The organism is Planomonospora sp. ID67723 (genome assembly GCF_015711605.1).
Classification (GTDB): Bacteria; Actinomycetota; Actinomycetes; order Streptosporangiales; family Streptosporangiaceae; genus Planomonospora_A.
Window position 1 is genome coordinate 1,178,355 of the sequence record NZ_JABTEZ010000001.1, and the last position, 25,163, is coordinate 1,203,517.

A 25,163-nucleotide genomic window follows, 5' to 3' on the forward strand; every position below is an offset into this window, starting at 1 on the left:
CCGCCGGGCGTGGCCCGCTCGCCCGTCCCGTCACCGGGGATAGCGGATCAGCAGGCTGGCGTGGACGTCGTGCTCGCCGAGGGCGGCGTAGGTGTGCGGGACGTCCGAACGCCAGGTGACGTACTCACCGGGCCCGGCCGTCAGCGGCGTGTCGGCCGGGCCCGCGCGCAGGGTTCCGGCGAAGACGGTGAGGTGCTCGGTGACGCCCTCGGGGTGGGCGGGGGAGGTCTGGGCGGAGCCCGCGGGGAAGAACAGGCGGTAGAGCTCGTACGTGGCGCCCTCCTCCTCGAACGCCTGCAGCAGCACGCCCTGCACGGCGGTGCCGTGCACCACGGGGCCGGTGTCGACGACGGCGGCCAGGCCCACGCCGAGCTGGGCGGTCACCGCCCAGAGGGTCTCCAGCGTCGGATTGCGGGTCCCGTTCTCCAGGCCGGAGAGCGTGGCCTTGCCGACCCCCGCCCGCCGGGCGAGCTCCGAGAGGGAGATGCCGCGTTCCTCCCGCAACCTGCGGATCCGCCGTCCCACGTCTGAGGTGTCGGGATCCGTGGTCGGACGGGAGTTTTGTGCGCCGGGCTTCATAGGGCTATCGTGCAACAGGCGGTTGTTCCGTTTACGGAACGACCGGAGGAATGCCCGGACGGAGCGCGACGGAACCGCGGACGGTCGCGTGCTCCGGGACGCGCCCGGCGGGACGTGCAGGACGCCTGCCCGACGGAGCGGGCCCCCACCATGCGGAGGACGACGGATGAACCGCCTGCAGCCGGTGCTGGCCGGTGTGGTGACCGCGCTGGTCGGCTTCGCCAGCTCCTTCACCGTCGTGCTGGCCGGGCTCCGGGCGGTCGGCGCCGACCGGGGCCAGGCCGCCTCCGGGCTGCTCGCGCTCTGCCTGGCCGTGGGCGGGACGGCGGTCTGGCTGAGCCTGCGGCTGCGGATGCCGATCGCCATCGCCTGGTCCACACCCGGCGCGGCGCTGCTCGTCTCCACCGGCACGGTCGAGGGCGGCTTCCCGGCCGCGGTCGGCGCGTTCGCCGCCTGCGGGCTGCTCATCACGGTCACGGGCCTCTTCCCCGCCCTCGGTCGCTGGATCGCGGCCATCCCCGCCCCGATCGCCGGCGCGATGCTCGCCGGGATCCTGCTCGACCTGTGCGTCGCGCCGGTCAGAGCGCTGGTCGAGGTGCCGCAGCTGGCCGTTCCTGTCGTGCTGATCTGGGCGCTGCTCAGCCGGTTCGCCCGGATCTGGGCGGTGCCGGGGGCGCTGCTGGCCGCGGTCGTGGCCATCGCGCTGACCGGACCGGGCCTGGAGACGGTGGACCTGCGCCCGGTGGTCGAGCCGACGGCGCCGTCCTGGAGCCTCCCCGCGATGATCAGCATCGCCCTGCCGCTGTTCCTGGTCACGATGGCCGCGCAGAACGTGCCGGGCATGGCGGTCCTCGCCGGGTACGGCTACCGCCCGCCGCTGCGCGGCCTCCTCCTCGGCACCGGTCTGGCGAGCGCCGCCGCCGCGCCCCTGGGCGGGCATGCGGTGAACCTGGCCGCGATCAGCGCCGCCCTCGCCGCCGGACCCGACGCCGGGCCCGACCCCGCCCGCCGGTGGATCGCCTCCGTCACCGCCGGGATCTCGATGATCGCCCTGGGGATCGGGGCCGGGCTGGCCACGGCCCTCGTGCTGCTCTCCCCGCCGGTGCTCATCGAGGCCGTCGCCGGGCTCGCCCTGCTCGGCGCGCTCGCCTCGGCGGTCACCGCGGCCGTCGCCGAGCCCGAGGGCAGGGAGGCCGCCGTGGTCACCTTCGTGGTCACCGTCTCGGGCATGACGCTGCTCGGCGTGGGAGCGGCCTTCTGGGGGCTCGTCGCGGGCGGGCTGATGACGCTGCTGCACCGGAGGAGAAAGGTTCCGCAGGCCGTACCGGACCAGGAGCAGGGCCGGGACCACGAGGGGGACCACGAGCGGGACCACGAGCGGGACCGGGGCCGTGCCCAGGAGCAGGGGCGCGCACAGGACCAGGACCTGGACACGGCCCGGAGCTGAGGCCGGTTCTGGAGCGGGGCCCCGGCTCCCCCGGGGTTCCCTATTCTGGAATGTGATCGAGCCGGGCATCGCCCGCCGTACCGCCCGTATCGATCCAGAGACCGCGAGACGCCGGGAGGCCCACGTGTCGGAACCGCGCCCGCTGCGTCCGGACGAGCCGTCCAGGCTGGGAGAGTACCGGCTGCTCGGATGCGTGGGCAGGGGCGGGCAGGGGGCCGTGTACCTCGGGGAGTCGCCCTCGGGGGCACGGGTAGCGGTCAAGATCCTGCACGACCACGTCGCCGGTGATCCCAAGGTCGGCAAGCGCTTCCTCCGCGAGGTGGAGGCGGCCCGCCGGGTGCCCCCGTTCTGTACGGCGCGCGTCCTGGACGCCGGTACGGCGGGCGACCGGCCGTACGTGGTGAGCGAGTTCATCGAGGGGGAGTCGCTGGAGCAGCGGGTCGGCTCGCGCGGGCCGCTCGACCCGCGCGACCTGCAGCGGCTCGCGGTCGGCACGGCCACCGCCCTGGCCGCGATCCACCGCGCGGGGATCGTCCACCGTGACTTCAAGCCCGCCAACGTGCTGCTCGGCCCGGACGGGCCGCGGGTGGTCGACTTCGGCATCGCGCGCAGCACGACCCTGGCCACCACCTCCGCCAGCGTGGCCGGCACCCCGCCGTACATGTCGCCCGAGCAGCTCTCCGGGGAGGAGGTGGGCCCGCCCTCCGATCTGTTCAGCTGGGCGGGGACCATCCTGTTCGCCGGGACGGGCAGGACCCCGTTCGGCCGTGATCTCGCCATCGCGGTCCTGGTCTACCGGATCCTGCACCAGGAGTGCGACCTCACCGGACTCCCGGACGATCTGCGAACGATCGTCGGGCGGTGCCTGGCCAAGGTTCCCGGGCAGCGTCCCACGGCCGAGGAGGTCCTGCTGGACCTCATCACCGGCTCCGGGACGGCGCGTCCCGGGGCGGTCGCCCCCACCGGTGACCTGCTGACCACAGCCATGGGGCAGATGGCGCAGCCGATCGCACCAGGCACGCACCCCTCTCCCGACGGGCCGTTCACCGGGGACCGTCCCGGTACGGCACCGCCTCCTGCGGGCTTCGCGCCGGTCAGCGGGGCGTTCCAGGCGCCGTGGTCCTCCACCGGCCCTTCCGGATGGGCACCGCCGGTGGCCGGCCCTTCCGGGTGGGCATCGCCCCCGACCGGTCCGTCCGGGCATCCGGCGGTGCCGCCGGCCACCGATCCGTCCGGGGGGCGGGCGGCGCCGCCCGGCGGGATCTCCCGCAGGGGCCTGCTGATCGGCGGGGGCGCCGCGCTGGCCACCGGTGCGGTGGCGGGGGCCGCGATCCTGCTCCCCCGGTATCTGCGGGAGCGCGACGGGACGGCCGGGGCCCAGCCCGGGCGGAGCCCCGGGGCGGCCACCCCCTCGTCCCCTGCCACCTCGGCGGCCTCGCCCACGGGAGGGCCGTCGGCCTCCCCCTCGGTCTCGCCGTCCGCCACCCCGAACGGCTCGGGGCTGATCCCGCCGGATCGCGCGCCTCTGGTGCTCCGCAACGGTCAACTGGTGCAGGGCCTCGCGGTCTCCGCCGACGGCCGTACGGTGGCCGCCGGATGCTGGGACGGCAGAATCCGGCTGTGGGAGGTCCCCACCGGCGAGATGGTCGGCGAGATCGACGACCGCAAGTTCTACGTCGAAGGGCTGGCACTGAGCCCGGACGGCCGGACCCTGGTCAGTGTCGGCGGCGTGCGGGACACCAAGGCGCACGTGTGGGACGTCGCCTCCCGGCGGCGCGTGTCGAAATCCGTGGTCGGCGCCGTCTTCGCGAGGTTCAGCCCCGACGGCACGCTGTTCGTCACCGGGAGCGGGTTCGAGTGGGTCCGGTTGTGGCGGACCTCCAGCCGCAAGCAGGCGGGCGCCTCCATGCGCCACACCGAGTTCGTCCGCAACGCGGCGTTCAGCCCCGACGGGCGCCTGCTGGCCACCGCCGGATGGGACGACACGGTTCGGCTCTGGCGCACCTCCGACGGCAGCGCGGCCGGCGCCCCGCTGACCGGGCACAAGGACGACGTCAACTCCGTGGTGTTCCTCGACGGCGCGACCCTGGCGAGCGCGGGATACGACAAGGCCGTCCGGGTCTGGGACGTGGCCTCCCGCAAGCTCAGGGGGGAGACGTTCAAAGGCGCGGAATCGACGGTCAACACCATGGCGTGCAGTCCCGACGGGACCCTCCTCGTCGCCGGAACCAACGAGCACGGCGTCCTGCTGTGGGACGTCGCCACCCGCCGCCGGCTCCGGCAGCCCCTGGGCGAGGGCCAGATCCAGACTGTGGCCTTCAGCGGCGACGGGGCCGTCCTGGCGGTGGCCATGGGAAACGACGTGCTGCTGTACGACACCGGCGGTCTGCGCACCGCCTGACGTGCGGGCCCGGGACCGCCGTGGCTTCTCGCGGCCGGTCCGCGGCGCTCACCCCGCCGGTCCCCGCAAGCACGGTGTCCCCGCAAGCACGGTGTCCGGGAAACGCGGTGTCCCGGAGGGCGGCGGCGCCGCCCTCCGGGACCCGGATGGTTCAGCCGACGGCGACCGGCACCCGCTCGCCGGGGACGGCGTCCGGCTCGTCCGGGCCGTCCCCCTCACCGGCCTCGTGCTCCAGGACCGGCAGCCAGCCGAGCCAGCGGGGCAGGTACCAGTTGGCCTCGCCGAGCAGCTTCATCGTCGCGGGCAGCAGCACGGCCCGGACGATCGTGGCGTCGATCAGGATGGCGGCCGCCAGACCGATGCCCATCTCCTTGAAACTGAGCATCGACATCGTGCCGAAGATCGCGAACACTCCGACCATGATGAACGCCGCGCTGGTCACGACCCCGGCGGTCGTCCTGATCCCGTGGGTCACCGCCTGCTCGGTGGGCATGCCCCGGTCGAAGGCCTCGCGGATCCGGCTCAGGATGAACACGTGGTAGTCCATCGAGAGCCCGAAGAGGATCACGAACAGGAACAGCGGCAGCCAGCTCACGATCGAGCCGGTCGACTCGAAGTTCAGCAGGTTCTCGCCCCAGCCGTACTGGAAGACCATGACCAGCACGCCGTAGGCCGCGGCCACCGAGAGCAGGTTCAGCACGATCGCCGTCACCGCGACCACCAGCGACCGGAACGACGCCAGCAGCAGCACGAAGGCCAGCAGCAGCACGAAGGTGAAGACCAGCGGAACGGTACGGCCGAGCTGGGCGTTGAAGTCCATCACCCCGGCCACACTGCCGTAGACGTAGGTCTCGGCGACCAGCCCGACGGTCGGCGGGACCACCTTCTCCCTGAGCGTGCGCACCGCGTGCTCGGAGACCTCGTCGGAGGGTCCGCCGCCCTTCAACCCGATGCGGATGACCCCCACGGTCTTGTCCGGGTTCACGCTGACGCCGAAGAAGGCGGGATCGACCTCGCCGGTGCCGATCGCCAGTTCCCGGAAGCGCTCGACCTCCTTGCGGATGTGCGGGGCGGTCACGTCGTCGGCCTTCAGCACGACGGCGGCCGGGGCCTTGTTGCCGGGGAAGGCCGCCTCGATGCGGCGGAAGGTGTCCGCGACCGGGTGGTCGCCCTGCACGTCGTTGGAGCCGGGCTCACCGGTGCGCAGGTCGAAGGCGGGGACCGCCAGGCCGGCCAGCAGGCCCCCGGCCAGCAGCACCGAGATGACCGGGCGGCGCAGCACCGCGGTGAGGATGGCGTTCCACGCCCGCCCGCCGCCTTCACGCCCACCGAGCACCCGGCGCCACGTGCGGCCGGTGAGCTTGCGGACGGTGCCGTGGACGACCCGGGCGTCGATCCTGTCGCCGATCAGCGACAGGATCGCGGGAAGCACGGTCACGGAGCCGACCATCGCGGTCAGGACCACCAGGATGGTGCCCTGGGCGAAGCCCATGAACACGCCGTTGCCGGTCAGGAACATGCCCGCCATGGCGACGATCACGGTGACGCCGGAGATCAGCACCGCCCGCCCCGAAGTCGCCGCCGCGATCTCCAGGGCCCTCTCCCTGCCGCGGCCCTTGGCCCGCTCCTCGCGCTCACGGCGGATGTAGAACAACGAGTAGTCGACGCCGACGGCCAGGCCGATCAGCAGCATGAGGTTGGTCGTGGCCGAGTCGACGTGCAGCAGCTGGCTGGTCAACGCGAGAAGCCCGACCGAGGCGAGATAGGCGGTGAACGCGACCACCAGCGGGACCACGGCGGCCAGCAGCGCGCCGAAGGCGGCCAGCAGGATGCCGAAGGTCAGCGGAAGGGAGAGGAGTTCGGCGCGGACCAGGTCGTCATCGAGCACGTCACCGATCATCAACCCGGCGCTCGCCTCACCCCCCTGGCCGATCCTCAGAGAGGGATGGGCCCGCTGGACCCCGGTCACGGCGTCGATCACGGGCTGGACCCGCTCCTTGGCCGTCTTCCCCTCACCCTTCATGTCGAAGGTCACCAGCGCCGAGCGCCGGTCCTGGCTGATCGGGGAGGGCTCCTGCGCGTCGTACGGCGTGCGCACGTTCTCCACCTGGCCGGTGGCGAGCACCGCCTGCCTGACGGCCGCGGTCACCGCCCGGAAGTCGGCGGGGGCGGCGGAACCCCTGGCCTGGATCAGCACCGTCTCCCCGGCGATGTCCGGGAACCCGGCCGCATCCAGAACCATCGCGGCCTTGCGCGACTCCCCGTTGTCGTCCTCCCACGGGTCCATCCCCTTGGTGCCGACCGCGTTGCCCGCCAGTGTCGCCACCACGACGAACCCCACCCAGATCACCAACGCGGCCCAGCGATGGCGCGCGCTCCAGCCGCCCATCGAGGCGGCGATATTCCTCCGGCGTGCCATTTCCCTGATTCCCTGCTCCCTGATCGTTTTTACTTACGAAATTAGGGGTCGGCAGGGCGGGGGGCATCGGCGTGAAGAACCGCTTGCGGCTCGTCCCCGGCGGCTAGGGGGGTCCTCCCTGAGATCTAGGGGACGACCCTGACCCGGCGGTGATGGAGGATCAGGGTCACCGCGGCGAGGACGCACAGGACGGCCAGCGTGACCATCACGGACGTGTAGCCGACGGCCTGCTCCAACCCGGCCCCGGCCAGCGGGCCGAGGGCGGTCATCAGTGCGATCGGCAGGGTGGCGGCGCCCGCGATCGCGCCGTAGTTCGCGGTGCCGAAGTGCTCGGCGAACAGCACGGGGCGGGCGATCGTGCCCACCCCGTACCCGAGGCCGAACAGCAGGACGCACGCGATCGCGCCGGCCGCCGTTCCGCCCAGCACGGGAAGCAGGGCGACGCCCGCGGCCTGCACGGTGAACATCGCGGCCGAGACCGCCGCGGCCGGCCAGCGCCGCTGCATGCCGGTGGTGGCCAGGCGGCCGGTCACCGAGAGCACGCCGACCAGGCCGGTCACCAGGGAGGCGAAGGGGACGGGGTGGCCGAGCGAGGTCAGGTAGGAGACCAGGTGCACGGCGAGGGTGTAGACCGCGCCGCTCTGCGCCACGAACGCCCCGGTCAGCAGCCAGAACGAGGGGTCCTTCAGGGCGTCGCCGACCGCCCCGGTCTTCGGCGGGTGCGCGTCGCCCGGCCCGCGCCGGACGGCGATCAGGTGCAGCGGCACGGTGACCGCCCCGAGGACGACGGCCAGCACGACCAGGGCGTGGCGCCAGCCGTACCACTCGCCGAGCAGCCCGGCCAGCGGCGAGAAGATCGTCGTGGCGAACCCGGCCACCACGGTCACCGCGAGCAGTGCCGTGGCCCGCCTCCCGCCGTCGAACCAGCTCACCACCACGGCGAAGGCCGGCTCGTACAGGGTCAGCGCCATCGCCACCCCCATGCACGCGAACACCGCGTACAGGGCGGCCAGGCTCTCCACCTGCGACCAGCCCAGGACGGTGAGGGTCGCGAGCACCGAGCCGGCCGTCATCAGCCAGCGCCCGCCGTACCGGTCGAGCAGGCGGCCGGCGAACGGCGCGACCGCGGCGTTGACCGCGATGGCCAGTGCGAAAGCACCCGTGACCTGCGCGGAACCGGTGTGCAGATCACGGGCCACCGGGCCGAGGAAGACGGCGAAGGAGTAGAACATCACCCCGTAGCCGACGGTCGAGGTGACGGCGAGGGCGGCGACGATCCCCCAGGGCTGCGATCCGGTACGGCGGAGCACGGCTATCGGCCGTCCGATCGGATCATGCTTCCGGAGCATAGAGAAGATGATTTCCCGGACCGTCGGCGGGGTCCGGCAGCCCGGTTGCGGCGGCCCGACCCGACGGCCTTCGTGCAGCCCCCCGCGCACAGCGCTTCCGCCGGTACGGGGCGCGGACCGTACCGGCGGAGGTCAGGTGTTGCCGCGATCGTGCGCTGTGCGGCCTCGAGGTGCCGGCGGGCGGGCGAGGTGCGCCCGGCCGCCTGCGGCTACCGGCCGTCCATCGTGCGCTGGTGGCGGCCGGCCACGAGCTGGTCGTTGCCCTGGCGGGGGACGTCGACCCGCGGGTGGGGGCCGGTGTCCTCGTTCCGGTCGTCGATGCCGTCACGATCACGGTCCACCGCCGGAGCCGGAGCGGTTTCGAGCTTGCGCTCCAGCTCGCGCTTCTCCTCCTCCAGCCGGGCGACGCGGTCACGCGCCTCCAGCCGGGAGTCGCGGAGCCGCTTGCGGTGGACGGCGGAACGGCGCATCCCCGCCAGGAGCATGGCCAGGCCGAGCAGGAAGACCGCACCGGTGGCGACGCCGGCGAAGAAGAACTCCAGCTGGGTGAACTGGAAGGTGCGGTCGAAGACCGTGAACGACGCGGTGGCGGTGGATGCGGCGGTTTCGTCCCAGGAGACCGCGATCACGGCCGCGCCCGCGAGCACGATCAGGAGAAGTCCCAGCACAATCATCTTTACTCACCTCGGATGTGTATGTCGTGGAAACTCCGCTGCCCGGGGAGGACCGGATTATGCACGGGCGGACCCGTCGGCGGAGGGACGCGGCGGGGAACCGGCGCCGCGGTGGTCGGGACCGCGATGATCGGGGCCGGACGGCTGAACGGCATTCCGGGAAGAGGTCGGGGCATCTAACCTGACCTGATGGACCGAACCCGCCTCTACCGCAACGGCGTCCTGGTGAAGGAGAACTTCCCGATCGACGACGTGTCGGAGTGCGTCGGTGATCCGGGAGCCGTCGTGTGGTTCGACATCTGCGCGCCCACCAACGGGGACCTGGCGAGGATCGGCGAGGAGCTCGGCCTGCACGAGCTGGCCGTCGAGGACGCCCTGCACAACCGCCAGCGGCCCAAGCTGGACAGCTACGACAGCCACCTGTTCATCACGGCCTACGCCGCCAGGCTCGTGGACCGGCGGATCGAGCTCGTCGAGCTTTCGATCTTCGTGACGAAGAACGCCCTGGTCACGGTGAGGGAGAGCCCGGACTTCGACATCGAGGGGGTGGTCCGGCGCTGGGACGCGGGCGCGGAGATGGCCAGGCACGGCGTGTCGTACCTGCTGCACGGGCTGCTCGACCACGTCGTCGACGGCTACTTCGAGGTGCTGCAGCCGCTGGACGACCAGATCGAGGCGCTGGAGGACGAGCTCTTCGGCGACGTGACCGGCGACCTGCGCGACCGGCACCGCGAGACCTTCCAGCTGCGCAAGAACCTGGTCGCGTTCCGGCGGATGGCGATACCGATGCGTGAGATCGTCGGGAGCCTGCTCCGCCGGGGCGGGGAGGTGATCGATCCCGTGCTGGTCCCGTACTACCAGGACGTCTACGACCACACCCTGCGCGCCGCGGAGTGGACCGACTCGCTCCGGGAGATGGTGGGCAACATCCGCGAGGCCTACCAGAACCACCAGGGCTTCAAGCTCAACGAGATCATGAAGAAGGTCACCAGCTGGGCCGCGATCATCGCGCTTCCCACGCTGGTCACCGGTTTCTACGGGCAGAACGTGCCCTATCCCGGTTCCGGCGAGCCGTCCGGCTTCTGGTCCTCGACCGCGATGATCGTCGCGGGCAGCCTCCTGCTCTACCGCATCTTCAAGAAGCGCGACTGGCTCTGAGGACACCTCCCGGGGTCTTCGCTCCGCGCGGAAGGCGCGGGCGTCCGGGCCGGTGTCAACCGGGAGAATCCCGGGAATCAGTCAAACCTGGGTCAGCGGACCGTTGTGGAGGGCGCCGGTGAGCACGCGGGGGGTGGCCGCCGCCCTGCTGGGCGCCCTTGTGCTGTTCTCCCTGGCGAACCGGGAGGACACCGGGGCGACGGCCAGAGGGGAGGCCCGGGCGCGGGCGGCTCCCCTGGACAACCCCGCGGGGGTGCGGCCGGGGCTGGCCCCCGTCACCGCCAGGGCGGACAGGGCCGAGGCGGTGAGGCTGATCGCCGGGCTGAGGGTCGCGCCGATGGGTCCGAAGACGGGCTACACGCGGGCCCGCTTCGGCAAGAACTGGACGGACGTCGTCTCCGGCGTGCCGTACGCGCGCAACGGCTGCCGCACCCGTGACGACCTGCTCGCCAGGGACGGCGAGAACCTCAGATACCGCAGGGGGTCACGCTGCGTCGTGATCGCGATGAACCTGCGCGACCCCTACACCGGGAAGGTCATCCGCTGGAGCAAGAAGCGCGCGGACGAGGTCCAGGTCGACCACGTCGTCCCGCTCTCCTACGAATGGCGGATGGGCGCCCGGCGGTGGTCCGCGGCCAAGCGGGCGCGGATCGCCAACGACCCGCTCAACCTCCTCCCGGTGGACGGCGACGTCAACGAGGCCAAGGGCGGGCTGGGTCCGGCCAGGTGGCTCCCGCCGCGGAGGGCGGTCCGCTGCGCCTACGTCGTCCGGTTCGCCCAGGTCGCCCTGAAGTACGGCCTTCCGGTCACCCGGGCGGACAAGGCCGCCATGCTCGCCCAGTGCCGTTAGCGCGGCGCCGGAGAGCGGTCAGAAGCGCTTCAGGATCGCCTGCTTGGCCAGGGCGAACTCCTCGTCGGTGAGCACGCCGTCCCGGTGGAGGTCGCCGAGCTCGCGCAGGCGGCGCAGGAATGCGTCGTGGTCACCCTGCTCCCCGGCGGGTACGGCGGGCCGATCGGCGAGCGGGGAGGGCTCCTCGGGAACGGGCGGCGGGGCGAGCGCGGCCGACGGGTGGGGCAGCCGGGCGAGCAGGGCCGCGAGGAACAGGGCGGTGGTCCGGGTCTCCTTCTCCAGCCCCCACAGCACCAGGCAGTGCGGGTCGTGCTTGGGAGCGAGGTTGTGCGTCGCGCCCCTGACCTGGAAGCGGACGTAGCCGTTCTCCAGCCCGGCGGCCGGGATCCACTCCACGCCGGTGAGGTCCTTCATCGTGAACCGCTGCGGGCCGGCGGCCTTCTTGGAGCCCTCCACCGACCAGTTCCACTCGATGCGGATCACGTCGCCGTCGAACGTCGCGGTCCCGTCTCCCGCCGCCACCGTCAGCGGCACGCTCGGCCCCGGCATGAGGTAGCGGTCGGCCGGACCGCTCGGCACCTGCTCGATCACCAGGGCGTTGCGCACCTCGGTCACGAAGTACTCGGCGACACCGCCGCGGTCGGGATCGACGGAGAGCTGGTAGGGGTCCGCGGCCTCGGAGATCCGGCCGCGCGAGGCCTGGGTGAGGGGGTCGGCGCCCTCCCTCAGGCGCAGCCGGAGCCGCCCGCCCTTCTTGCCCGGCTCGTAGGACACCCCGGCCACCGCGGACAGCGGGACGGCCAGCTCGCCCAGGAGCTGGCGCAGCTTGTTCACGCTCCGGTCGCGGCCGGGCACGATCCGCACGATCTCGCCGTCGAACGTCCATGTTCCATCACGAACCATGACCTCAGCCATATTCCGATCTTATGCGGACACCGAGTACGGAGGTCACCGCGATCCCCGCAGGGCTCCCCGCCGCGAGAGCGGGTCCTTCCGGGGGCGGGCCCGTGCGCGAGCGGGTGCTCCTTCGCACGATCCGGCCACGGGGGGCGGGTCCCGCGGCGCGTGGACGGGTCTTCTATCCTTCCTAGTCGAATCCCCTGATCCGGCAGGCGAAGGAACCCTCGTGACATCTTCGGCCCCGTCCGTCTCCCCGGCCCTGAACGCCGCCGAGCTGACCGCCCTGCGTGACCGCGCCCGGCGCGACTACGCCGCGCTGGTCGAGCGCGGTCTCTCCCTCGATCTCACGCGGGGCAAGCCGTCGCCGCACCAGCTCGACCTCGCCGCCGAGCTGCTGACGCTGCCGGCCGGAGGCCACCGCGCCGCCGACGGGACCGACACCCGCAACTACGGCGGCCTGCAGGGACTCACCGAGCTCCGCGAGATCTTCAGCGGCCTGCTCCAGGTCCCGGCGGCCCAGCTGATCGCCGCGGGGAACTCCAGTCTCGCCCTGATGCACGACTCCGTCGTCCACGCGATGCTCAGCCCGCTGCCGGGCGCCGGGCGCCGGTGGGCGGACGAGCCGCGGGTGGCGTTCCTCTGCCCGGTGCCCGGGTACGACCGGCACTTCGCCCTGTGCGAGCGGTTCGGGATCGAGCTGATCCCGGTGCCGATGACCGCCGACGGTCCCGACATGGACGTCGTGGAGCGCCTGGTCGCCGAAGACTCCCAGATCAAGGGCATCTGGTGCGTGCCGAAGTACAGCAACCCGGACGGCGTCTGCTACAGCGACGAGACCGTGCGCCGCCTGGCGGGCATGGCCACCGCCGCCCCCGACTTCCGGATCTTCTGGGACAACGCGTATGCCGTCCACCACCTGACCGACACCCCCGTGGAGATCGCCGACCTGCTGGCGTTGTGCGCCGAGAGCGGTAACCCCGACCGGGCCTTCGTCTACGGCTCCACCTCGAAGATCACTTTTGCCGGTGCCGGCGTCGCCTTCTTCGGCTCGTCCCCGGCCAACGTGGCCTGGCTGCTCGGCCACATGGCCAAGGGCACCATCGGCCCCGACAAGATCAACCAGCTCCGCCACGCGGAGTTCCTCCGCGACGAGGCCGGCGTCGTCGAGCACATGCGCCGCCACCGCGAGCTGCTCCAGCCGAAGTTCGACATGGTGCAGACGATCCTGGCCAAGGAACTGGACGGGACCGGCCTGGCCTCCTGGTCCAGCCCGGCGGGCGGCTACTTCGTCAGCCTCGACGTGCTGGAGGGCTGCGCCCGCGAGGTGGTGCGCCGGGCGGCCGAGGCGGGCATCGCCCTGACCCCCGCCGGAGCCACCCACCCCCACGGGAACGACCCCCGCGACAGCACCATCCGCATCGCCCCCAGCTACCCCGGCCTGGAGGAGCTGGAGCAGGCCATCACCGGCCTGACCGTCTGCGTGCTCCTCGTCGCCACCGAGAAGCTGCTGGAGGGCGCCCGGTAACCGCCGAGGCGCCGACGCCCTTCCCGGCGGGTGCCGCGGGCGCGTGCCTGCGATCGCCGAGCATGCGCCGGACCGGGAGGATCACTCCAGATGTCACATGACCGGGGGCTGTCCCGTCCTCCTGACGTGAACAGCGACGAAGATCTCGCGACCGAGTTCGCCGCGATCCGGCCCCGGCTCGTCGGGGTGGCCTACGGGCTGCTCGGCAGCGTGGACGAGGCCGACGACGTGGTCCAGGACGCGTGGCTGCGCCTGGTCCGGGCCGATCGGGACGCGATCCAGGACGTCACCGGGTGGCTGGTGGTCACGGTCTCCCGGCTCGCCCTGGACGTGCTGCGCTCGGCGCGCGTGCGCCGGGAGCAGTACGTGGGGCCGTGGCTGCCCGAACCCGTCGTGACGGACGGCGGCGCGGCGGGCGGCGACCCGGCCGAGCGCGTGACGCTGGACGAGTCGATGAACATGGCCATGCTGGTCGTGCTGGAGTCGCTCAGCCCGGCCGAGCGCACCGCGTTCGTGCTGCACGACGTGTTCGGCCTCTCGTTCGCCGAGGTGGGGCAGGCGGTCGGGCGCACGCCCGCGGCCTGCCGCCAGCTCGCGGCCCGGGCGAGGAAGCACGTCTCGGCCCGCGCTCCCCGGTTCGACGTGGACGCCGCCGAGCACCGCAGGGTGGTGGCCGCCTTCGCCGAGGCGTCGGCGGGGCGCGACCTCCCCGCCCTGCTGGCGCTGCTCGACCCGGACGTGGTGATGCGGGGCGACGGCGGCGGGATCGTGAGCTCCGCCCGGAGGCCGGTCCTGGGCGCGGACAAGGTGGCCCGCTTCATGCTCGGCGTGGCCGAGCGGTTCGGTGCCGCCGACGACCTGCGGCACTCGACGGTCAACGGCTGGCCAGGACTGCTGCGCTTCCGCAGGGGCGAGCTGGTCGGCGTGCTGGGGCTGACCGTGGCCGGCGGCCGGATCACCGAGATCGACGTTGTGATGAACCCCGAGAAGCTGAGGAGACTCAAGTGAAGGCACGCATCAACCTCGCCGAACTCGCCCCGGAGGCGTACACGGCGCTGCTGGGCCTGGAGCGGTTCCTGCGCAAGAGCAGCCTGCCGCACAGCACCCTGGAGCTGGTGAAGCTGCGCGCCAGCCAGATCAACGGCTGCAGTTTCTGCGTGGACATGCACGGCCACGACATGAAGCAGGCCGGGGAGAGCGATGAGCGGATCTTCGCGGTGGCGGCCTGGCGGGAGGCGCCGTACTTCACCGATGCGGAGCGGGCCGCTCTCGCCCTGACCGAGGAGGCCACCCGCCTGGCCGACCGGGGCGAGGCCGTACCCGACCCGGTGTGGGAGGAGGCGGCCCGGCACTACGACGAGGAGACGCTGGCCGCGCTGGTGGTCGCGATCGCCACGATCAACGCGTGGAACCGGATCGGCGTGACGACCCGCCTGGTCGCGGGCTCGCACCGCCACGGCTGAGCCGTACCGGCGGCCGGGCGGGGCGGTCGGGCGAGTCGCGCTCGCACCGGGTCACGGCCCGGTGCGAGCGCGCTCCTTGCGGGCTACCGCCGGTGCTCGGCGATCCGGCCCCGCCCCCTACGGTCTGAGCCTGGGACCGCCCTGCCTGCTCGTCGTGGAGAGCTCCTCGCCTTCCGCGGGGTCTCTCGGGATCGAGCGCAGGATCTCATCGAGGTTGTCATACGTCCCCAACGGCAGGGCGGACAGCACGCGGGTCACCGCCTCCTCCGCTCCGGCGCCGGCCGCATGCCGCACCACCTCCTGCTTGTCCGCCGGATAGTCCAGGCTGAGGAGGGCACGGCGGACCAGCTCGGGATCCGTTTCTCGCGTCATGTCACTCCCCCTCCCGTCCCCGCGTCGGCCGCTCGGACTTGGGGCCCGCGGCACGGTCGCCGCCGGTCTTCTGCGGGCGTTTCGCCGGGTCGGACTGGAGGCCCTTGTTGACCCGTTCCCCCAGCTCCTGCTCGCTGAGCCCTTTCCCCTCCAGGTCCTTGCGGCGCCGGGCACGTTCGGTGTCATATGAATGGCTACCGGGACGAGGCATGAGGCATCACTTCCTTTCCCCCATCCTTCCGTCCGTTACCCGGCGCGCCAGAAGTCATACCTCTCCCGGAAGCGGCCGGGCTCAGGCGCCGGAGCCGTACGGCCCGCCTCCGGGGCCCGGCCCTCCCCGGCCGAGCGGGGCGAGCAGAAACGATCCGTCCGCGTATGAACATCGATTGGCATAATCGGGGCGCGAACCGTAACGGCCCTGTCACCGATGGTTAGTGTTGACGGGTCCGGTGTTCCGACCGTTGTGACGGAACACGATCGTCGGGCGGGGGGAGACGGTCTGTGCGGGGAGCGGATCGTGAGGCGGCGCTGGTGGCGCTGCTCGACAGCGTCACCGTGGTGGCGAACACGACGGAAGGCCTCGAGTCGGCGGCGCGGGCGATGATGTCGGCGGTGTGCGAGCTGACCGGATGGCCGCTGAGTCACCTGTGCGTGCCCGACGGCTCCGGTGGGGGGTTCGTCTCCTCCGGGGTGTGGGTGGGCGCCGAGGAGGAGTTCCCGGTGCTGCGCGAGGTGACCTCCCGCGCCAGGTTCAGGCCCGGGGTGGGCATCGTCGGCCGGGTCGCGGTCACCGGGGAGCCGGTGTGGTCCCTCGACGTGACCCGTGACCCTCTCTTCGTCCGGGCGCAGGAGGGGTTCGACCTCGGGGTGGGGGCGGCGTTCGCGTTCCCCGTCATGGTCGCCGGCAAGGTGGCGGCGGTGCTGGAGTTCTTCTCCCACGAGGTGACGCCGCCGGACGCGCCGCTGATGCGGGTGATGGCGAACCTGGGCCACCAGCTCGGGCGGGTGGTCGAGCGGCAGCAGGCTCAGCGGGCGATGGAGGCCGGCCGCCGGCGGCTGGAGCAGATGATCGAGACGTCGGTGGAGGCGTTCGTGGCGATGGACGCCTCCGGGCGCATCGCCGGCTGGAACGCCGCCGCCGAGCGCATGTTCCGTCTCTCGCGCGAGCAGGCGCTGGGCCGGCCGCTGGCCGACACGATCGTGCCGCCCCGCCACCGGGCCGCCCATCGGCAGGGCCTGGACCGCTTCCTCTTCACCGGGGAGCCGAAAGTGCTCAACCAGCGGTTCGAGATCACCGCCTGGCGCTCCGACGGCAGCGAATTCCCGATCGAGCTGGCGATCTGGCCCGTTCAGGACGACGGCGAGTGGGTGTTCAACGCCTTCCTGCACGACATCACCGACCGTCGCAACGCGGAAGAGGCGCTGCGGGTCGCCTACGAGCGGGAGCAGAGCACCGTCGCCCGGCTCCAGGAGCTCGACCAGGCCAAGAACGACTTCATCGACACCGTCTCACACGAGCTGCGCACCCCGCTGACCACCATCGTCGGCTATCTGGAGGTGCTCACCAGCGGTGACGCCGGGCCGCTTCCCGCCCATCAGGACCGGATGCTGCGGACGATGACGCGCAACACCATGCGCCTGCAGGATCTGGTCGAGGACCTGCTGACCATCAGCAGCGTAGGCGGCAGCCGGCCCGTCATGTCTCCCATCCGGGTCCCGGCCCGTGACCTCGTCGACCGGGCCGTCCAGGCCATCGCGGAGATCGCCCAGACCCGTGGCCACACCGTCCACGTCCACGTCGACACCGACGTCGGGTCCGTCAACGTCGACGTCGGCCACATCGTCCGCGCGCTGCGGGCCCTGCTGTCCAACGCGATCAAGTTCTCCGAGCCGCACACACCGGTCACCGTGCGGGCCTCGGTGACCGGCGGGGTGATCTCGATCATCGTCACCGACGTGGGCATCGGCATCACCGCGGAGGAACTGCCCCGGATCTTCGACCGGTTCTACCGCACCCGCATGGCCGCCGACCGGGCGGTCCAGGGCGCCGGGCTGGGCCTGAGCATCGCCAAGTCCATCGTCGAGGCCCACGGCGGCACCCTGACCGCCACCAGCACCCTCGGCCAGGGCTCCGCCTTCACCATCACCCTGCCCGCCGAGGCGGCCGGCGGCTGACGGCCGGGAACGCTCCCCGGCACCTGCATGAGAGCGTCTCCTCCGGCCACGGTCCGGATACGCGGCCCGTCCGGGATCCGGACCGTGGCCGGCGGCACGCGCTGCCGGGATCGTTCGCCGGCCCGCCCGACCACGGGCCCCTCGCCCTTGGTCGTCGGGGAGAGGTGCGGTGAGGGTCGGGCGACCAAACGATCGAGGGCCTGGTCGCTGTCTCCAGCGGCCAGGCCCTCGAACTCGGGAAGTTCAGCGTCGGGGTGACAGGATTTGAACCTGCGACCTCTTCGTCCCGAACGAAGCGCGCTACCAAGCTGCGCCACACCCCGGTGCACGCCGTCTTGCTCGTGCTTGGGAAAGTCTAGCGGACTTCGTGGGTGCTTGTGTCACCCTGACCCTCACCCCGGCGGCGGGGCACCAGGGTGAGGAGCGACGCCTCGGGGAAGCAGGCGAAACGCACCGGGGCGTAGGGGCTGGTGCCGAGGCCGGCGGAGACGTGGAGGTAGGCGGAGTCGTGCCGGCTCAGCCCCTTGACGCGGGCCCGGTCGATGCCGCAGTTGGTGACCAGGGCGCCGTAGAACGGGATGCAGAGCTGGCCCCCGTGGGTGTGACCGGCGAGCAGGAGCTGGTAGCCGTCGGCGGCGAACAGGGTCATGTTGCGGGGTTCGGGGGAGTGCATCACCCCCAGGCGGAGGTCGGCGTCGGCGGGGGCGGGACCGGCGATGAGGTCGTAGCGGTCGCGGTCGATGTGGGAGTCGTGGATGCCGCCCACGGCCACGTCGAGGTCGCCGACCTTGATGCGGGCGGTGGTGTTGTTCATGTCCAGCCAGCCCGCGGCGGTCATCCCGGCGCCGAGCTCCTGCCAGGGGAGGCTGGGGGTGTGCTGGCGGGTGTCGCCCTTGGAGGTCCGCCACAGGTAGCGGGCGGGGTTCTTGGGCGTGGGGGCGTAGAGGTCGTTGGAGCCGTACACGAACAGTCCCGGGCGGGAGAGCAGGGGCTCCAGCGCGTGCAGGAGCGCCGGGACCGCCTCGGGGTGGGCGATGGAGTCGCCGGTGTTGACCACCAGGTCGGGCTTGAGGTCGCCCAGGGAGCGGACCCAGTTGATGAGCAGCCGCCTGCCGGGGGTCAGGTGCAGATCGGAGAGCTGGAGGATGCGCACGGGACGCTGGCCGGGCTCCAGCACGGGCACGTCGAAGCGCCGCAGGCGGAACGCGTTGCGCTCGATGACCGAGGCGTAGGCGAGACCGGCCAGGCCGGCGCCGAGCAGGGACAGGGGTACCGCAGCTGCTTTCCTCACCGTTCCATCATGCCCGAGTTGTGTCGGGCATCCGGCCGCGGCGGGAAACCCGGGATACAAGCGGGCTGGTGAGACGGCAAGATGGACCGCATGAGCGCATTGAAGGACAAGCTGAAGGCCGATCTCACGGCCTCGATGAAGAGCAAGGACGAGATCCGCACCCGGACGATCCGCATGGCCCTGGCGGCCGTGAACGTCGAGGAGGTCTCGGGCAAGACGGCGCGCGAGCTGACCGACGACGAGATCGTCAAGGTGCTGACGAAGGAGGCCAAGAAGCGTCGCGAGGCGGCCGAGGCCTTCAGCGCCGCCGGGCGCACGGAGCAGGCGCAGGCCGAGGTGGACGAGCAGGCCGTACTGGACGAGTACCTCCCGGCCCAGCTCTCCGACGCCGAGCTCGGCGCCCTCGTGGACGAGGCCATCGCCGAGAGCGGGGCCTCCGGGCCGCAGGCGATGGGCCAGGTCATGAAGGTCCTCAACCCCAAGGTCGCCGGGCGTGCCGAGGGCGGCCGGGTGGCCCAGGCCGTGCGGGCCCGCCTGAGCGCCTGAACCACCCCCGGCGCCGGTCACCCGTCCGCGGCCCCGGCGACGTCCGGGCCGCGGGAAACGCGAGAGCCCTCCCCACACGTGGGGAGGGCTCTCGCGTCGTCAGGGAACGATGGGCGTGCCGCCGTTCTCCTCGCCCCAGCCCGGCGGCGGCTCGTCGCCGCCGTCATCGCCGCCATCGTCTCCGCCGTCGCCGCCGTTGTCCCCGCCGTCGCCGCCCGTGTCAGGCTTCTTGGGAGGCTTGGGCGCGCACCGGCCGGCCGAGCAGCCGCCGAAGCGCTCGGCGTTCACCGGAGTGAACGAGGTCGGCTCGACGCCCTTCAACGCGCCCACCATGGACTGCTTCCAGATCCGGCCGGAGATCGTCGCGCCGTACACGTAGGGGTAGTACTTCCCGCCGATGGTCACGCCGACCAGGTCGTGCTCGAAGGCTCCCCGGGGGTCGCCGATGCTGACCGCGGAGGCCAGATCCGGGGTGAACCCGGCGAACCAGGCGGCGGTGTAGGCGTCGGTGGTGCCGGTCTTGCCCGCGGCGGGCCGGCCGATGCCGCCGACCTCCCTCATCGTGCCCTCGGTGAAGACCCGGGACATGATGTGGCTGGCCGCGTCGGCGACCTCCTCGTCCAGCACCTGCTTGCACTTCGGCTTGTACGGCGTGGCCTTGCCGTACCGGTCGCGGATCTCGGTGATGGCCATCGGCTTGCAGTAGGCGCCGCGGGCGCCGATCGTCGCGTAGGCGGCGGCGACCGTCACCGGGTCCATCTCGTTGATGCCGAGGGTGAAGGTCTCGAACTCCTTCAGCGGCTGCCCGTCGGCCCGCTTGATGCCGAGGTTCTTGGCCATCTTGATGGTCTCGCAGAGCCCGACCTCTTCTTCGAGCTTCATGAAGAAGGTGTTCACCGAGCCGAGGGTGCCGGTGGTCAGGGTCCTGAAGCCGCCGCCGCCCTCGCTGGAGTTGCGCACCTCGTGGGAGGGCTCGCCGACCCGGTTGCCCTTGCAGTCGCGGAACGCGCTCTCGCTCGGCGCCCGGTATCCCGAGCCGGTGTTGAAGCCGTCGTTCAGCTTCATCCCCTGGTCGAGTGCGGTGAGCAGGGTGAACGGCTTGAACGTGGAGCCGGCCTGGAACCCCGCGCCGCCGCCGTGGAGCACGTCGGCCGCGAGGTTGTAGCTCATCTCGTTCTTCTTCTTGTTCTGCCCGAAGTTCCGGCTGGCGGCCATCGCCTTGATGGCACCGGTGCCGGGGACGACCATCGCCTGCGCGGCGACCGGCTTGTCGGTCGTCTTCACGTAGGTGCGGATGGCCTTCTCCGAGGCCTCCTGGGCCTGCGGGTCGAGCGTCGTCTTGATCGTCAGGCCGCCGCGCTGGAGGAACTTCTTGCGCGCCTCGGGGGTCTTGCCGAAGTCCTCGTTGTTGAGGATCTCGTACTGGGCGTAGAGGCAGAAGTAGGGGTACTTGCTCTCCTCGCAGCCGCCGGGGGCCTCGACGTCCTTGAACCCGAGTTTCTTGGCCTTGGCCTCCGCGGCCTCCTGCGGCGTGATCTTGCCGAGTTCGGCCATCCGGCTCAGCACGATGTTGCGCCGCTCCAGCAGGAGCTGGCGGGCCGCCTTGCCGGCGTTGGGATCGGTCCGGCTGGGGTTCTGCACGGCTCCCGCCAGTGTGGCGGCCTCCGAGAGGTTCAGCTCGGAGGCGTCCTTCTTGAAGAACCGCCTGGCGGCGGCCTGGATGCCGTGGGCCCCCGCCCCGAAGTAGGAAATGTTGAGGTAGCGCTCAAGGATCTCGGACTTGGTGTACTTCTGCTCGATGGCCATCGCGTACCGCAGCTCGTTGAGCTTGCGGGAGAGCGTCGGCGCCTGGGCGGCGGCCTGCTCCTCCTTGGTGTCGGCGCTGTTGACCAGGACGAGCTTGACGTACTGCTGCGTGATCGAGGAGCCGCCCTGCACGACGCCGCCGCCGGCGAGGTTCTTCATGGCCGCGCGGAAGGTGCCCTCCAGGTCGAGCGCCCCGTGCTCGTAGAACCGGTAGTCCTCGATCGCGACGATCGCGGTCTTCATGACGTCGGCGATCTGGTCGAGCTTCACCGACTCGCGGTTCTCGAAGTAGAACTGGGCGAACTCCTTGCCGTCCTTGTCGAGGAGGATGGTCCGCTCGGGGAGCGGGGGCTCCTTGAGCTCCTCCGCCTTCAGGTTCAGCTCCTCCGTCGCGGACTTCACGGTCACGCCCGCGCCGCCCACCGCCGGTAGCGCGATGGCAGCGACCAGCACACCTGCGGCAGCGGCCGCGGCGCCCAGCCGCAGCACGCTTCCGACTGCCGATCTCTGATCTTTGCCTTGAGCTTGCACGAGTCCAAGAGTACGTCGGGCGGATGGTCCAAACGGTAACGGAGCACTATTTACGCTTGCCGTACCTCTCCGTACCTCTGCCCGGGCAAGAGGTAACTAGTCATTCCCGGCCACATGACCGCCCATGACCATGTGGGAAATTGGTCCCGCCGGGGTCTGTCCGCCCCAACGTCTGATTGCGTACGGTCTCTTTCTGCGGCAACTGAATACAAGGCTCGACGACCGCGCCCGTCGGCCCCCAAGTCACGACTGACCACCTAAGGGGAGTGGGGTCGAATGTGGATCACGGATTGGACCTCCAATGCGGCTTGTAAGGGTGCGGATCCTGACGCTCTGTTCGTTCAGGGCGCTGCCCAGAACCGGGCGAAGCTGATCTGCCGGGGGTGCCCGGTCCGTACCGAGTGCCTCGCCGACGCGCTGGACAACCGCATCGAGTTCGGGGTGTGGGGCGGGATGACGGAGCGCGAGCGCCGGGCCCTGCTGCGCCGGCGGCCGGATGTCGACTCCTGGCGGGAGCTTCTGGAGTTCGCCAAGGAAGAGTACGAGCGGACGAACGAGCTGATCGCCGGCTGAGTCCGGGCCCGCGCTCCCTGCGACGCCCCGCCCCGCGAACCGCTTCCTCCGTTCGCGGGCGGGTCGGGCGGAGCGCCGCCTGATCACCGGTGGCCGGGCTACTGGGCGGCCAGCAACGCGCCCACCTGGCGCAGTCCCTCCAGGTCGTGCACGTCCGCGGGCATCGCGGGGACCTGTGCCACCGGCACCGTGGGGTGGGCGGAGACGAAGTGCTCCTGCTGGCGATGCTCGCGCGCGGCCAGCTGCATGCGTCCGGCGTGCAGCCGCAGCACCGCGGCGGTCAGCTCGTGCTCGCCGCGTGTCTCCAGGTCTTCCGCCGCGGCCGTGCTCCGTGCGGCCGACAGCGCGCTCGCGGGCGAGCGGTGCACCCGGTTGACCACGAGCCCGGCCAGGGGCATGCGCTCCTCGGCCAGCCGTTCCACGAAGTACGACGCCTCGCGCATCGCGTCCCTCTCGGGGGCGGCGACGACCACGAACGCGGTCCCGGGCGCCTGCAGCAGGTTGTAGGTCTGCTCGGCCCTGGCCCGGAACCCGCCGAAGACGGCGTCCAGGGCGGAGACGAACGTCTGCAGGTCCTTGAGGACCTGCGCGCCCAGCAGTTTGGTCATCGCTCCGGCGACGAGCCCGAACCCCGCGTTGAGCAGTTTGAAGGCGCTGCGCCCGCCCGCCTTGGCGGGGGCGGTCAGCATGCGGATGAAACGGCCGTCGAGGAAGCGGCCGAGCCGTTCCGGCGCGTCCAGGAAGTCCAGCGCGGAGCGGGACGGCGGAGTGTCCACGATGATCAGGTCCCATTCGCCCGACCGGCGGAGCTGGCCGAGCTTCTCCATCGCCATGTATTCCTGCGTGCCGGAGAAGCTGGATGAAAGAGACTGATAAAAGGGATTTGTCAGAATCTGGCGGGCTCGCTCCGGGTCTGCGTGCGCCTCGATGATCTCATCGAAGGTCCGCTTCATGTCGAGCATCATGGCGTGCAGCGTGCCCTCGCCCTCCACTCCCGCGACGGGCCGGGGCGTGTTGTCGAGCTCGGACAGGCCCATCGACTGGGCCAGCCGCCGCGCCGGGTCCACGGTGAGGACGACCGCGCTCCGGCCGCGTTCGGCGGCGCGCAGGCCCAGGGCGGCCGCGGTGGTGGTCTTGCCGACGCCGCCGGCGCCGCAGCAGACGATGATCCGGGTGTCCGGGTCGTCAATGATCGCGTCGAGGTCGAGAACCGGGACGTTCTTCACCATGCTCCCTGGGTCGTGGTTCTCCGGATCCTGTTCACGGGGTCTCCGTCCGGCGGGTGCCGCGAGCGCGGTCCTCCTCCGCCCGCGGCGTTCGCGATGCCGCCGCGCCCGTGGCCTGCTCGCTCATGCCGCCCCCTGTGCGCGGATCGACTCGGCCAGCTCGTACAGCCCCGCCAGGTCCACCCCGTCCGTCAGCAGCGGCAGCTCGTAGCGGGGGCGGCCGGAGGCGTCGAGGGAGACACGCTCCTGGCGCTCCAGCTCGGTACGGCGCGCATGCTCGGTGATCTCCCCGGCGAGGGCCTCGGCCAGGGCGGCGGCGTTCGGGCCGCCGTCGGTCAGCCCGGCCGCCTTGAGGCCCAGGCTCAGCTCCGTCGGGTCGAACCGTCCGGCGGAGGCGGCGTCGAGGACCGCCTGGGGCAGCTCGGAGGTCCGGATCATGTTGATGAAGACGCCGCCGGCCGGCAGGCCCGCCTCGCGGAGCTCGGTGATCCCGTCGAGGGTCTCCTGCACCGGCATCTCCTCCAGGAGCGTGACGAAGTGCACGGCGGTCTCGGGAGAGGACACGACCCCGTTCACGAGGTCGGCGTGGTTCTTGATCGGCCCCACCCTGGCCAGGCCGGCGACCTCGTTGGTGACGTTCAGGAAGCGCACGATCCGGCCGGTCGGCGGCGCGTCGAGCACGACCGCGTCGTAGACCCTCCGGCCGTCCTTGCCCCTGCGCCGGACGGCCTCACTGGTCTTGCCCGTCACGAGGACGTCGCGGAAGCCCGGGGCGATCGTGGTGGCGAAGTCGACGATGCCCATCTTGCTCAGCGCCCGGCCCGCCCGGCGCATGCCGTAGAACATCTCGAGGTATTCGAGCATGGCCTCTTCGGGATCGATGGCCAGGGCGTGGACGTCCCCGCCGCCGGGCGCGACGGCGATCCGCCGCTCCTCGTACGGCAGCGGCGGCAGGTCGAAGACCTGGGCGATGCCCTGCCGCCCCTCGACCTCGACCAGGAGCACCTTCCGGCCCTCCGCGGCCAGGGCGAGGGCCAGTGCGGCGGCCACCGTGGTCTTGCCGGTGCCGCCCTTGCCGGTGACGACGTGGAGCCGTACACCGTCCCAGTCGGTATCGTGCGAACTCACGTTTCGAAGGCTACCCAACGGTTACTTGGCGATTCGCGGTGGCCGCCGTTTGGGACGCGGCTCACACCGCCGGGGTCCGTGCCCGGCCCGCTCGCTAATCTGTCTCGCATGACGAAATGGGAGTACTCGACTGTGCCGCTGCTGGTCCATGCGACCAAGCAGATTCTCGACAACTGGGGCCAGGACGGCTGGGAGCTCGTCCAGGTCGTGCCGGGGCCGAACCCCGAGCAGCTGGTCGCCTACCTGAAGCGCCCGAAGGAGTAGGCGGGTGTCTCCGGAGGAGAGGCTCGCCGAGCTGGGCCTGACCCTGCCCGAGGTCGTGGTGCCGCTGGCGTCGTACGTCCCGGCGGTCCGTTCGGGTGACCACGTCTACACCTCGGGCCAGATCCCGATGGTGGACGGCAAGCTCGCGGCCACCGGCAAGGTCGGCGCGGAAGTGGGCGCCGACGAGGCCCGCGACCTCGCCAGGATCTGCGCGCTCAACGCCCTGGCCGCGGTCGCGTCGGTGGCCGGCGGCCTGTCGAACGTGGTCCGGATCGTCAAGGTCGTCGGCTTCGTGGCCAGCACCCCCGACTTCACCGGCCACCCGCAGGTCGTCAACGGGGCCAGCGAGCTGCTCGGCGAGGTGTTCGGCGAGGCGGGCAAGCACGCCCGCAGCGCGGTGGGCGTCGCGGTCCTCCCGCTGGACGCGCCGGTCGAGGTCGAGCTGATCGCTGAGGTCCGCTGACGGGTGATTGTCCGGGACGTGAG

23 protein-coding genes and 1 tRNA gene are annotated in these 25,163 nt (G+C 71.7%); 12 read left to right on the plus strand and 12 right to left on the minus strand.

What is annotated here, in order from left to right:
• Nucleotides 1–30 precede the first annotated feature (30 nt).
• Entirely contained in the window at nt 31–525 is a 495-nt protein-coding gene (locus HS041_RS05585; protein ID WP_307845182.1) for a helix-turn-helix domain-containing protein, read from the minus strand.
• Nucleotides 526–745: 220 nt separating this feature from the next.
• Between HS041_RS05585 and HS041_RS05590 the strand changes: the two genes are divergently transcribed.
• Both HS041_RS05590 and HS041_RS05595 read left to right on the plus strand, forming a co-directional pair.
• On the plus strand, nt 746–2,026 hold the full coding sequence (locus HS041_RS05590; protein WP_196439416.1) for a benzoate/H(+) symporter BenE family transporter: 1,281 nt from the start codon (nt 746–748) through the stop codon (nt 2,024–2,026).
• A 124-nt stretch (nt 2,027–2,150) separates the two neighbouring features.
• Nucleotides 2,151–4,427, plus strand: a complete 2,277-nt coding sequence (locus tag HS041_RS05595) for a protein kinase domain-containing protein (RefSeq protein ID WP_196439417.1) — start codon at nt 2,151–2,153, stop codon at nt 4,425–4,427.
• Nucleotides 4,428–4,578: 151 nt separating this feature from the next.
• On the opposite strand, the gene HS041_RS05600 is transcribed toward HS041_RS05595, so the two are convergent.
• The 3 genes from HS041_RS05600 to HS041_RS05610 all read right to left on the minus strand — a co-directional run bounded on the left by HS041_RS05600 (nt 4,579) and on the right by HS041_RS05610 (nt 8,869).
• Nucleotides 4,579–6,846, minus strand: coding sequence for an MMPL family transporter (locus HS041_RS05600; protein ID WP_196439418.1), 2,268 nt, complete (start codon nt 6,844–6,846; stop codon nt 4,579–4,581).
• A 125-nt stretch (nt 6,847–6,971) separates the two neighbouring features.
• Nucleotides 6,972–8,195 carry an MFS transporter gene (locus HS041_RS05605; RefSeq protein ID WP_196439419.1) on the minus strand — a complete coding sequence of 408 codons (1,224 nt, stop codon included), beginning with the start codon at nt 8,193–8,195 and terminating at the stop codon, nt 6,972–6,974.
• A 209-nt stretch (nt 8,196–8,404) separates the two neighbouring features.
• Nucleotides 8,405–8,869 (minus strand): hypothetical protein, encoded by a 465-nt coding sequence (locus tag HS041_RS05610; RefSeq protein ID WP_196439420.1) that lies wholly within the window; start codon nt 8,867–8,869, stop codon nt 8,405–8,407.
• 189 nt (nt 8,870–9,058) lie between these two features.
• On the opposite strand from HS041_RS05610, the gene HS041_RS05615 reads away from it, so the two are divergent.
• Both HS041_RS05615 and HS041_RS05620 read left to right on the plus strand, forming a co-directional pair.
• On the plus strand, nt 9,059–10,027 hold the full coding sequence (locus HS041_RS05615; protein ID WP_196439421.1) for a magnesium transporter CorA family protein: 969 nt from the start codon (nt 9,059–9,061) through the stop codon (nt 10,025–10,027).
• A gap of 118 nt (nt 10,028–10,145) precedes the next feature.
• Nucleotides 10,146–10,877 carry an HNH endonuclease family protein gene (locus HS041_RS05620; protein ID WP_196439422.1) on the plus strand — a complete coding sequence of 244 codons (732 nt, stop codon included), beginning with the start codon at nt 10,146–10,148 and terminating at the stop codon, nt 10,875–10,877.
• Nucleotides 10,878–10,895: 18 nt separating this feature from the next.
• Here HS041_RS05620 and HS041_RS05625 read toward each other — a convergent pair whose 3' ends face one another.
• The gene (locus HS041_RS05625) at nt 10,896–11,792 is read right to left on the minus strand and encodes a DUF4429 domain-containing protein (protein WP_196439423.1); all 897 of its coding nucleotides are present in this window, start codon (nt 11,790–11,792) and stop codon (nt 10,896–10,898) included.
• Nucleotides 11,793–12,003: 211 nt separating this feature from the next.
• Between HS041_RS05625 and HS041_RS05630 the strand changes: the two genes are divergently transcribed.
• The 3 genes from HS041_RS05630 to HS041_RS05640 all read left to right on the plus strand — a co-directional run bounded on the left by HS041_RS05630 (nt 12,004) and on the right by HS041_RS05640 (nt 14,765).
• Nucleotides 12,004–13,302, plus strand: coding sequence for an aspartate aminotransferase type Ic (locus tag HS041_RS05630; protein WP_501224824.1), 1,299 nt, complete (start codon nt 12,004–12,006; stop codon nt 13,300–13,302).
• A 126-nt stretch (nt 13,303–13,428) separates the two neighbouring features.
• Nucleotides 13,429–14,310: an RNA polymerase sigma factor SigJ gene (gene sigJ, locus HS041_RS05635; RefSeq protein ID WP_307845183.1), complete on the plus strand. Its 882-nt coding sequence runs from the start codon at nt 13,429–13,431 to the stop codon at nt 14,308–14,310.
• Complete coding sequence (locus HS041_RS05640) at nt 14,307–14,765, plus strand: carboxymuconolactone decarboxylase family protein (protein ID WP_196439425.1); 459 nt, start codon at nt 14,307–14,309, stop codon at nt 14,763–14,765. Before sigJ ends, HS041_RS05640 begins: the two co-directional genes overlap by 4 nt.
• 117 nt (nt 14,766–14,882) lie before the next feature.
• Here HS041_RS05640 and HS041_RS05645 read toward each other — a convergent pair whose 3' ends face one another.
• Nucleotides 14,883–15,137 (minus strand): DUF2795 domain-containing protein, encoded by a 255-nt coding sequence (locus HS041_RS05645; protein ID WP_196439426.1) that lies wholly within the window; start codon nt 15,135–15,137, stop codon nt 14,883–14,885.
• Between the two features lies 1 nt (nt 15,138).
• Nucleotides 15,139–15,348, minus strand: a complete 210-nt coding sequence (locus tag HS041_RS05650) for a hypothetical protein (RefSeq protein WP_196439427.1) — start codon at nt 15,346–15,348, stop codon at nt 15,139–15,141.
• A gap of 290 nt (nt 15,349–15,638) precedes the next feature.
• On the opposite strand from HS041_RS05650, the gene HS041_RS05655 reads away from it, so the two are divergent.
• Entirely contained in the window at nt 15,639–17,312 is a 1,674-nt protein-coding gene (locus tag HS041_RS05655; protein WP_196439428.1) for an ATP-binding protein, read from the plus strand.
• A 249-nt stretch (nt 17,313–17,561) separates the two neighbouring features.
• Here the strand turns inward: HS041_RS05655 and HS041_RS05660 are convergent.
• Both HS041_RS05660 and HS041_RS05665 read right to left on the minus strand, forming a co-directional pair.
• Nucleotides 17,562–17,635 (minus strand) — tRNA-Pro (locus HS041_RS05660).
• Nucleotides 17,636–17,667: 32 nt separating this feature from the next.
• A complete protein-coding gene (locus HS041_RS05665) occupies nt 17,668–18,603 on the minus strand; it encodes a metallophosphoesterase (protein WP_196439429.1) in 936 nt (311 codons plus the stop codon).
• A 90-nt stretch (nt 18,604–18,693) separates the two neighbouring features.
• Between HS041_RS05665 and HS041_RS05670 the strand changes: the two genes are divergently transcribed.
• On the plus strand, nt 18,694–19,149 hold the full coding sequence (locus tag HS041_RS05670; protein WP_196439430.1) for a GatB/YqeY domain-containing protein: 456 nt from the start codon (nt 18,694–18,696) through the stop codon (nt 19,147–19,149).
• A 99-nt stretch (nt 19,150–19,248) separates the two neighbouring features.
• Here HS041_RS05670 and HS041_RS05675 read toward each other — a convergent pair whose 3' ends face one another.
• Nucleotides 19,249–21,444 (minus strand): transglycosylase domain-containing protein, encoded by a 2,196-nt coding sequence (locus tag HS041_RS05675; protein ID WP_307845184.1) that lies wholly within the window; start codon nt 21,442–21,444, stop codon nt 19,249–19,251.
• Between the two features lie 318 nt (nt 21,445–21,762).
• Here HS041_RS05675 and HS041_RS05680 point away from each other — a divergent pair, with 318 nt between their 5' ends.
• Nucleotides 21,763–22,059, plus strand: a complete 297-nt coding sequence (locus HS041_RS05680) for a WhiB family transcriptional regulator (RefSeq protein ID WP_196439432.1) — start codon at nt 21,763–21,765, stop codon at nt 22,057–22,059.
• 98 nt (nt 22,060–22,157) lie between these two features.
• On the opposite strand, the gene bagB is transcribed toward HS041_RS05680, so the two are convergent.
• Nucleotides 22,158–23,288, minus strand: coding sequence for an ATPase BagB (bagB, locus tag HS041_RS05685; protein WP_196439433.1), 1,131 nt, complete (start codon nt 23,286–23,288; stop codon nt 22,158–22,160).
• Nucleotides 23,289–23,408: 120 nt separating this feature from the next.
• The gene (gene bagA / locus HS041_RS05690; RefSeq protein ID WP_196439434.1) at nt 23,409–24,413 is read right to left on the minus strand and encodes an ATPase BagA; all 1,005 of its coding nucleotides are present in this window, start codon (nt 24,411–24,413) and stop codon (nt 23,409–23,411) included.
• 108 nt (nt 24,414–24,521) lie between these two features.
• On the opposite strand from bagA, the gene sp36 reads away from it, so the two are divergent.
• Together sp36 and HS041_RS05700 are read left to right on the plus strand one after the other, a co-directional pair.
• A complete protein-coding gene (gene sp36 / locus HS041_RS05695) occupies nt 24,522–24,677 on the plus strand; it encodes a Sp36 family protein (protein WP_141703503.1) in 156 nt (51 codons plus the stop codon).
• Between the two features lie 4 nt (nt 24,678–24,681).
• A complete protein-coding gene (locus HS041_RS05700) occupies nt 24,682–25,140 on the plus strand; it encodes a RidA family protein (RefSeq protein WP_196439435.1) in 459 nt (152 codons plus the stop codon).
• Nucleotides 25,141–25,163 lie beyond the last annotated feature (23 nt).

What these genes read in the sequence shown, in the direction of transcription:
- HS041_RS05600 (WP_196439418.1), bottom strand. Translation starts at nt 6,846, where the DNA reads ATGGCACGCCGGAGGAATATCGCCGCCTCGATGGGCGGCTGGAGCGCG.
- HS041_RS05645 (WP_196439426.1), bottom strand. Translation starts at nt 15,137, where the DNA reads ATGACGCGAGAAACGGATCCCGAGCTGGTCCGCCGTGCCCTCCTCAGC.
- bagB (WP_196439433.1), bottom strand. Translation starts at nt 23,288, where the DNA reads ATGGTGAAGAACGTCCCGGTTCTCGACCTCGACGCGATCATTGACGAC.
- HS041_RS05670 (WP_196439430.1), top strand. Translation starts at nt 18,694, where the DNA reads ATGAGCGCATTGAAGGACAAGCTGAAGGCCGATCTCACGGCCTCGATG.
- sp36 (WP_141703503.1), top strand. Translation starts at nt 24,522, where the DNA reads ATGACGAAATGGGAGTACTCGACTGTGCCGCTGCTGGTCCATGCGACC.
- HS041_RS05610 (WP_196439420.1), bottom strand. Translation starts at nt 8,869, where the DNA reads ATGATTGTGCTGGGACTTCTCCTGATCGTGCTCGCGGGCGCGGCCGTG.
- HS041_RS05625 (WP_196439423.1), bottom strand. Translation starts at nt 11,792, where the DNA reads ATGGCTGAGGTCATGGTTCGTGATGGAACATGGACGTTCGACGGCGAG.
- HS041_RS05590 (WP_196439416.1), top strand. Translation starts at nt 746, where the DNA reads ATGAACCGCCTGCAGCCGGTGCTGGCCGGTGTGGTGACCGCGCTGGTC.
- HS041_RS05680 (WP_196439432.1), top strand. Translation starts at nt 21,763, where the DNA reads ATGTGGATCACGGATTGGACCTCCAATGCGGCTTGTAAGGGTGCGGAT.
- HS041_RS05615 (WP_196439421.1), top strand. Translation starts at nt 9,059, where the DNA reads ATGGACCGAACCCGCCTCTACCGCAACGGCGTCCTGGTGAAGGAGAAC.
- HS041_RS05650 (WP_196439427.1), bottom strand. Translation starts at nt 15,348, where the DNA reads ATGCCTCGTCCCGGTAGCCATTCATATGACACCGAACGTGCCCGGCGC.
- HS041_RS05605 (WP_196439419.1), bottom strand. Translation starts at nt 8,195, where the DNA reads ATGCTCCGGAAGCATGATCCGATCGGACGGCCGATAGCCGTGCTCCGC.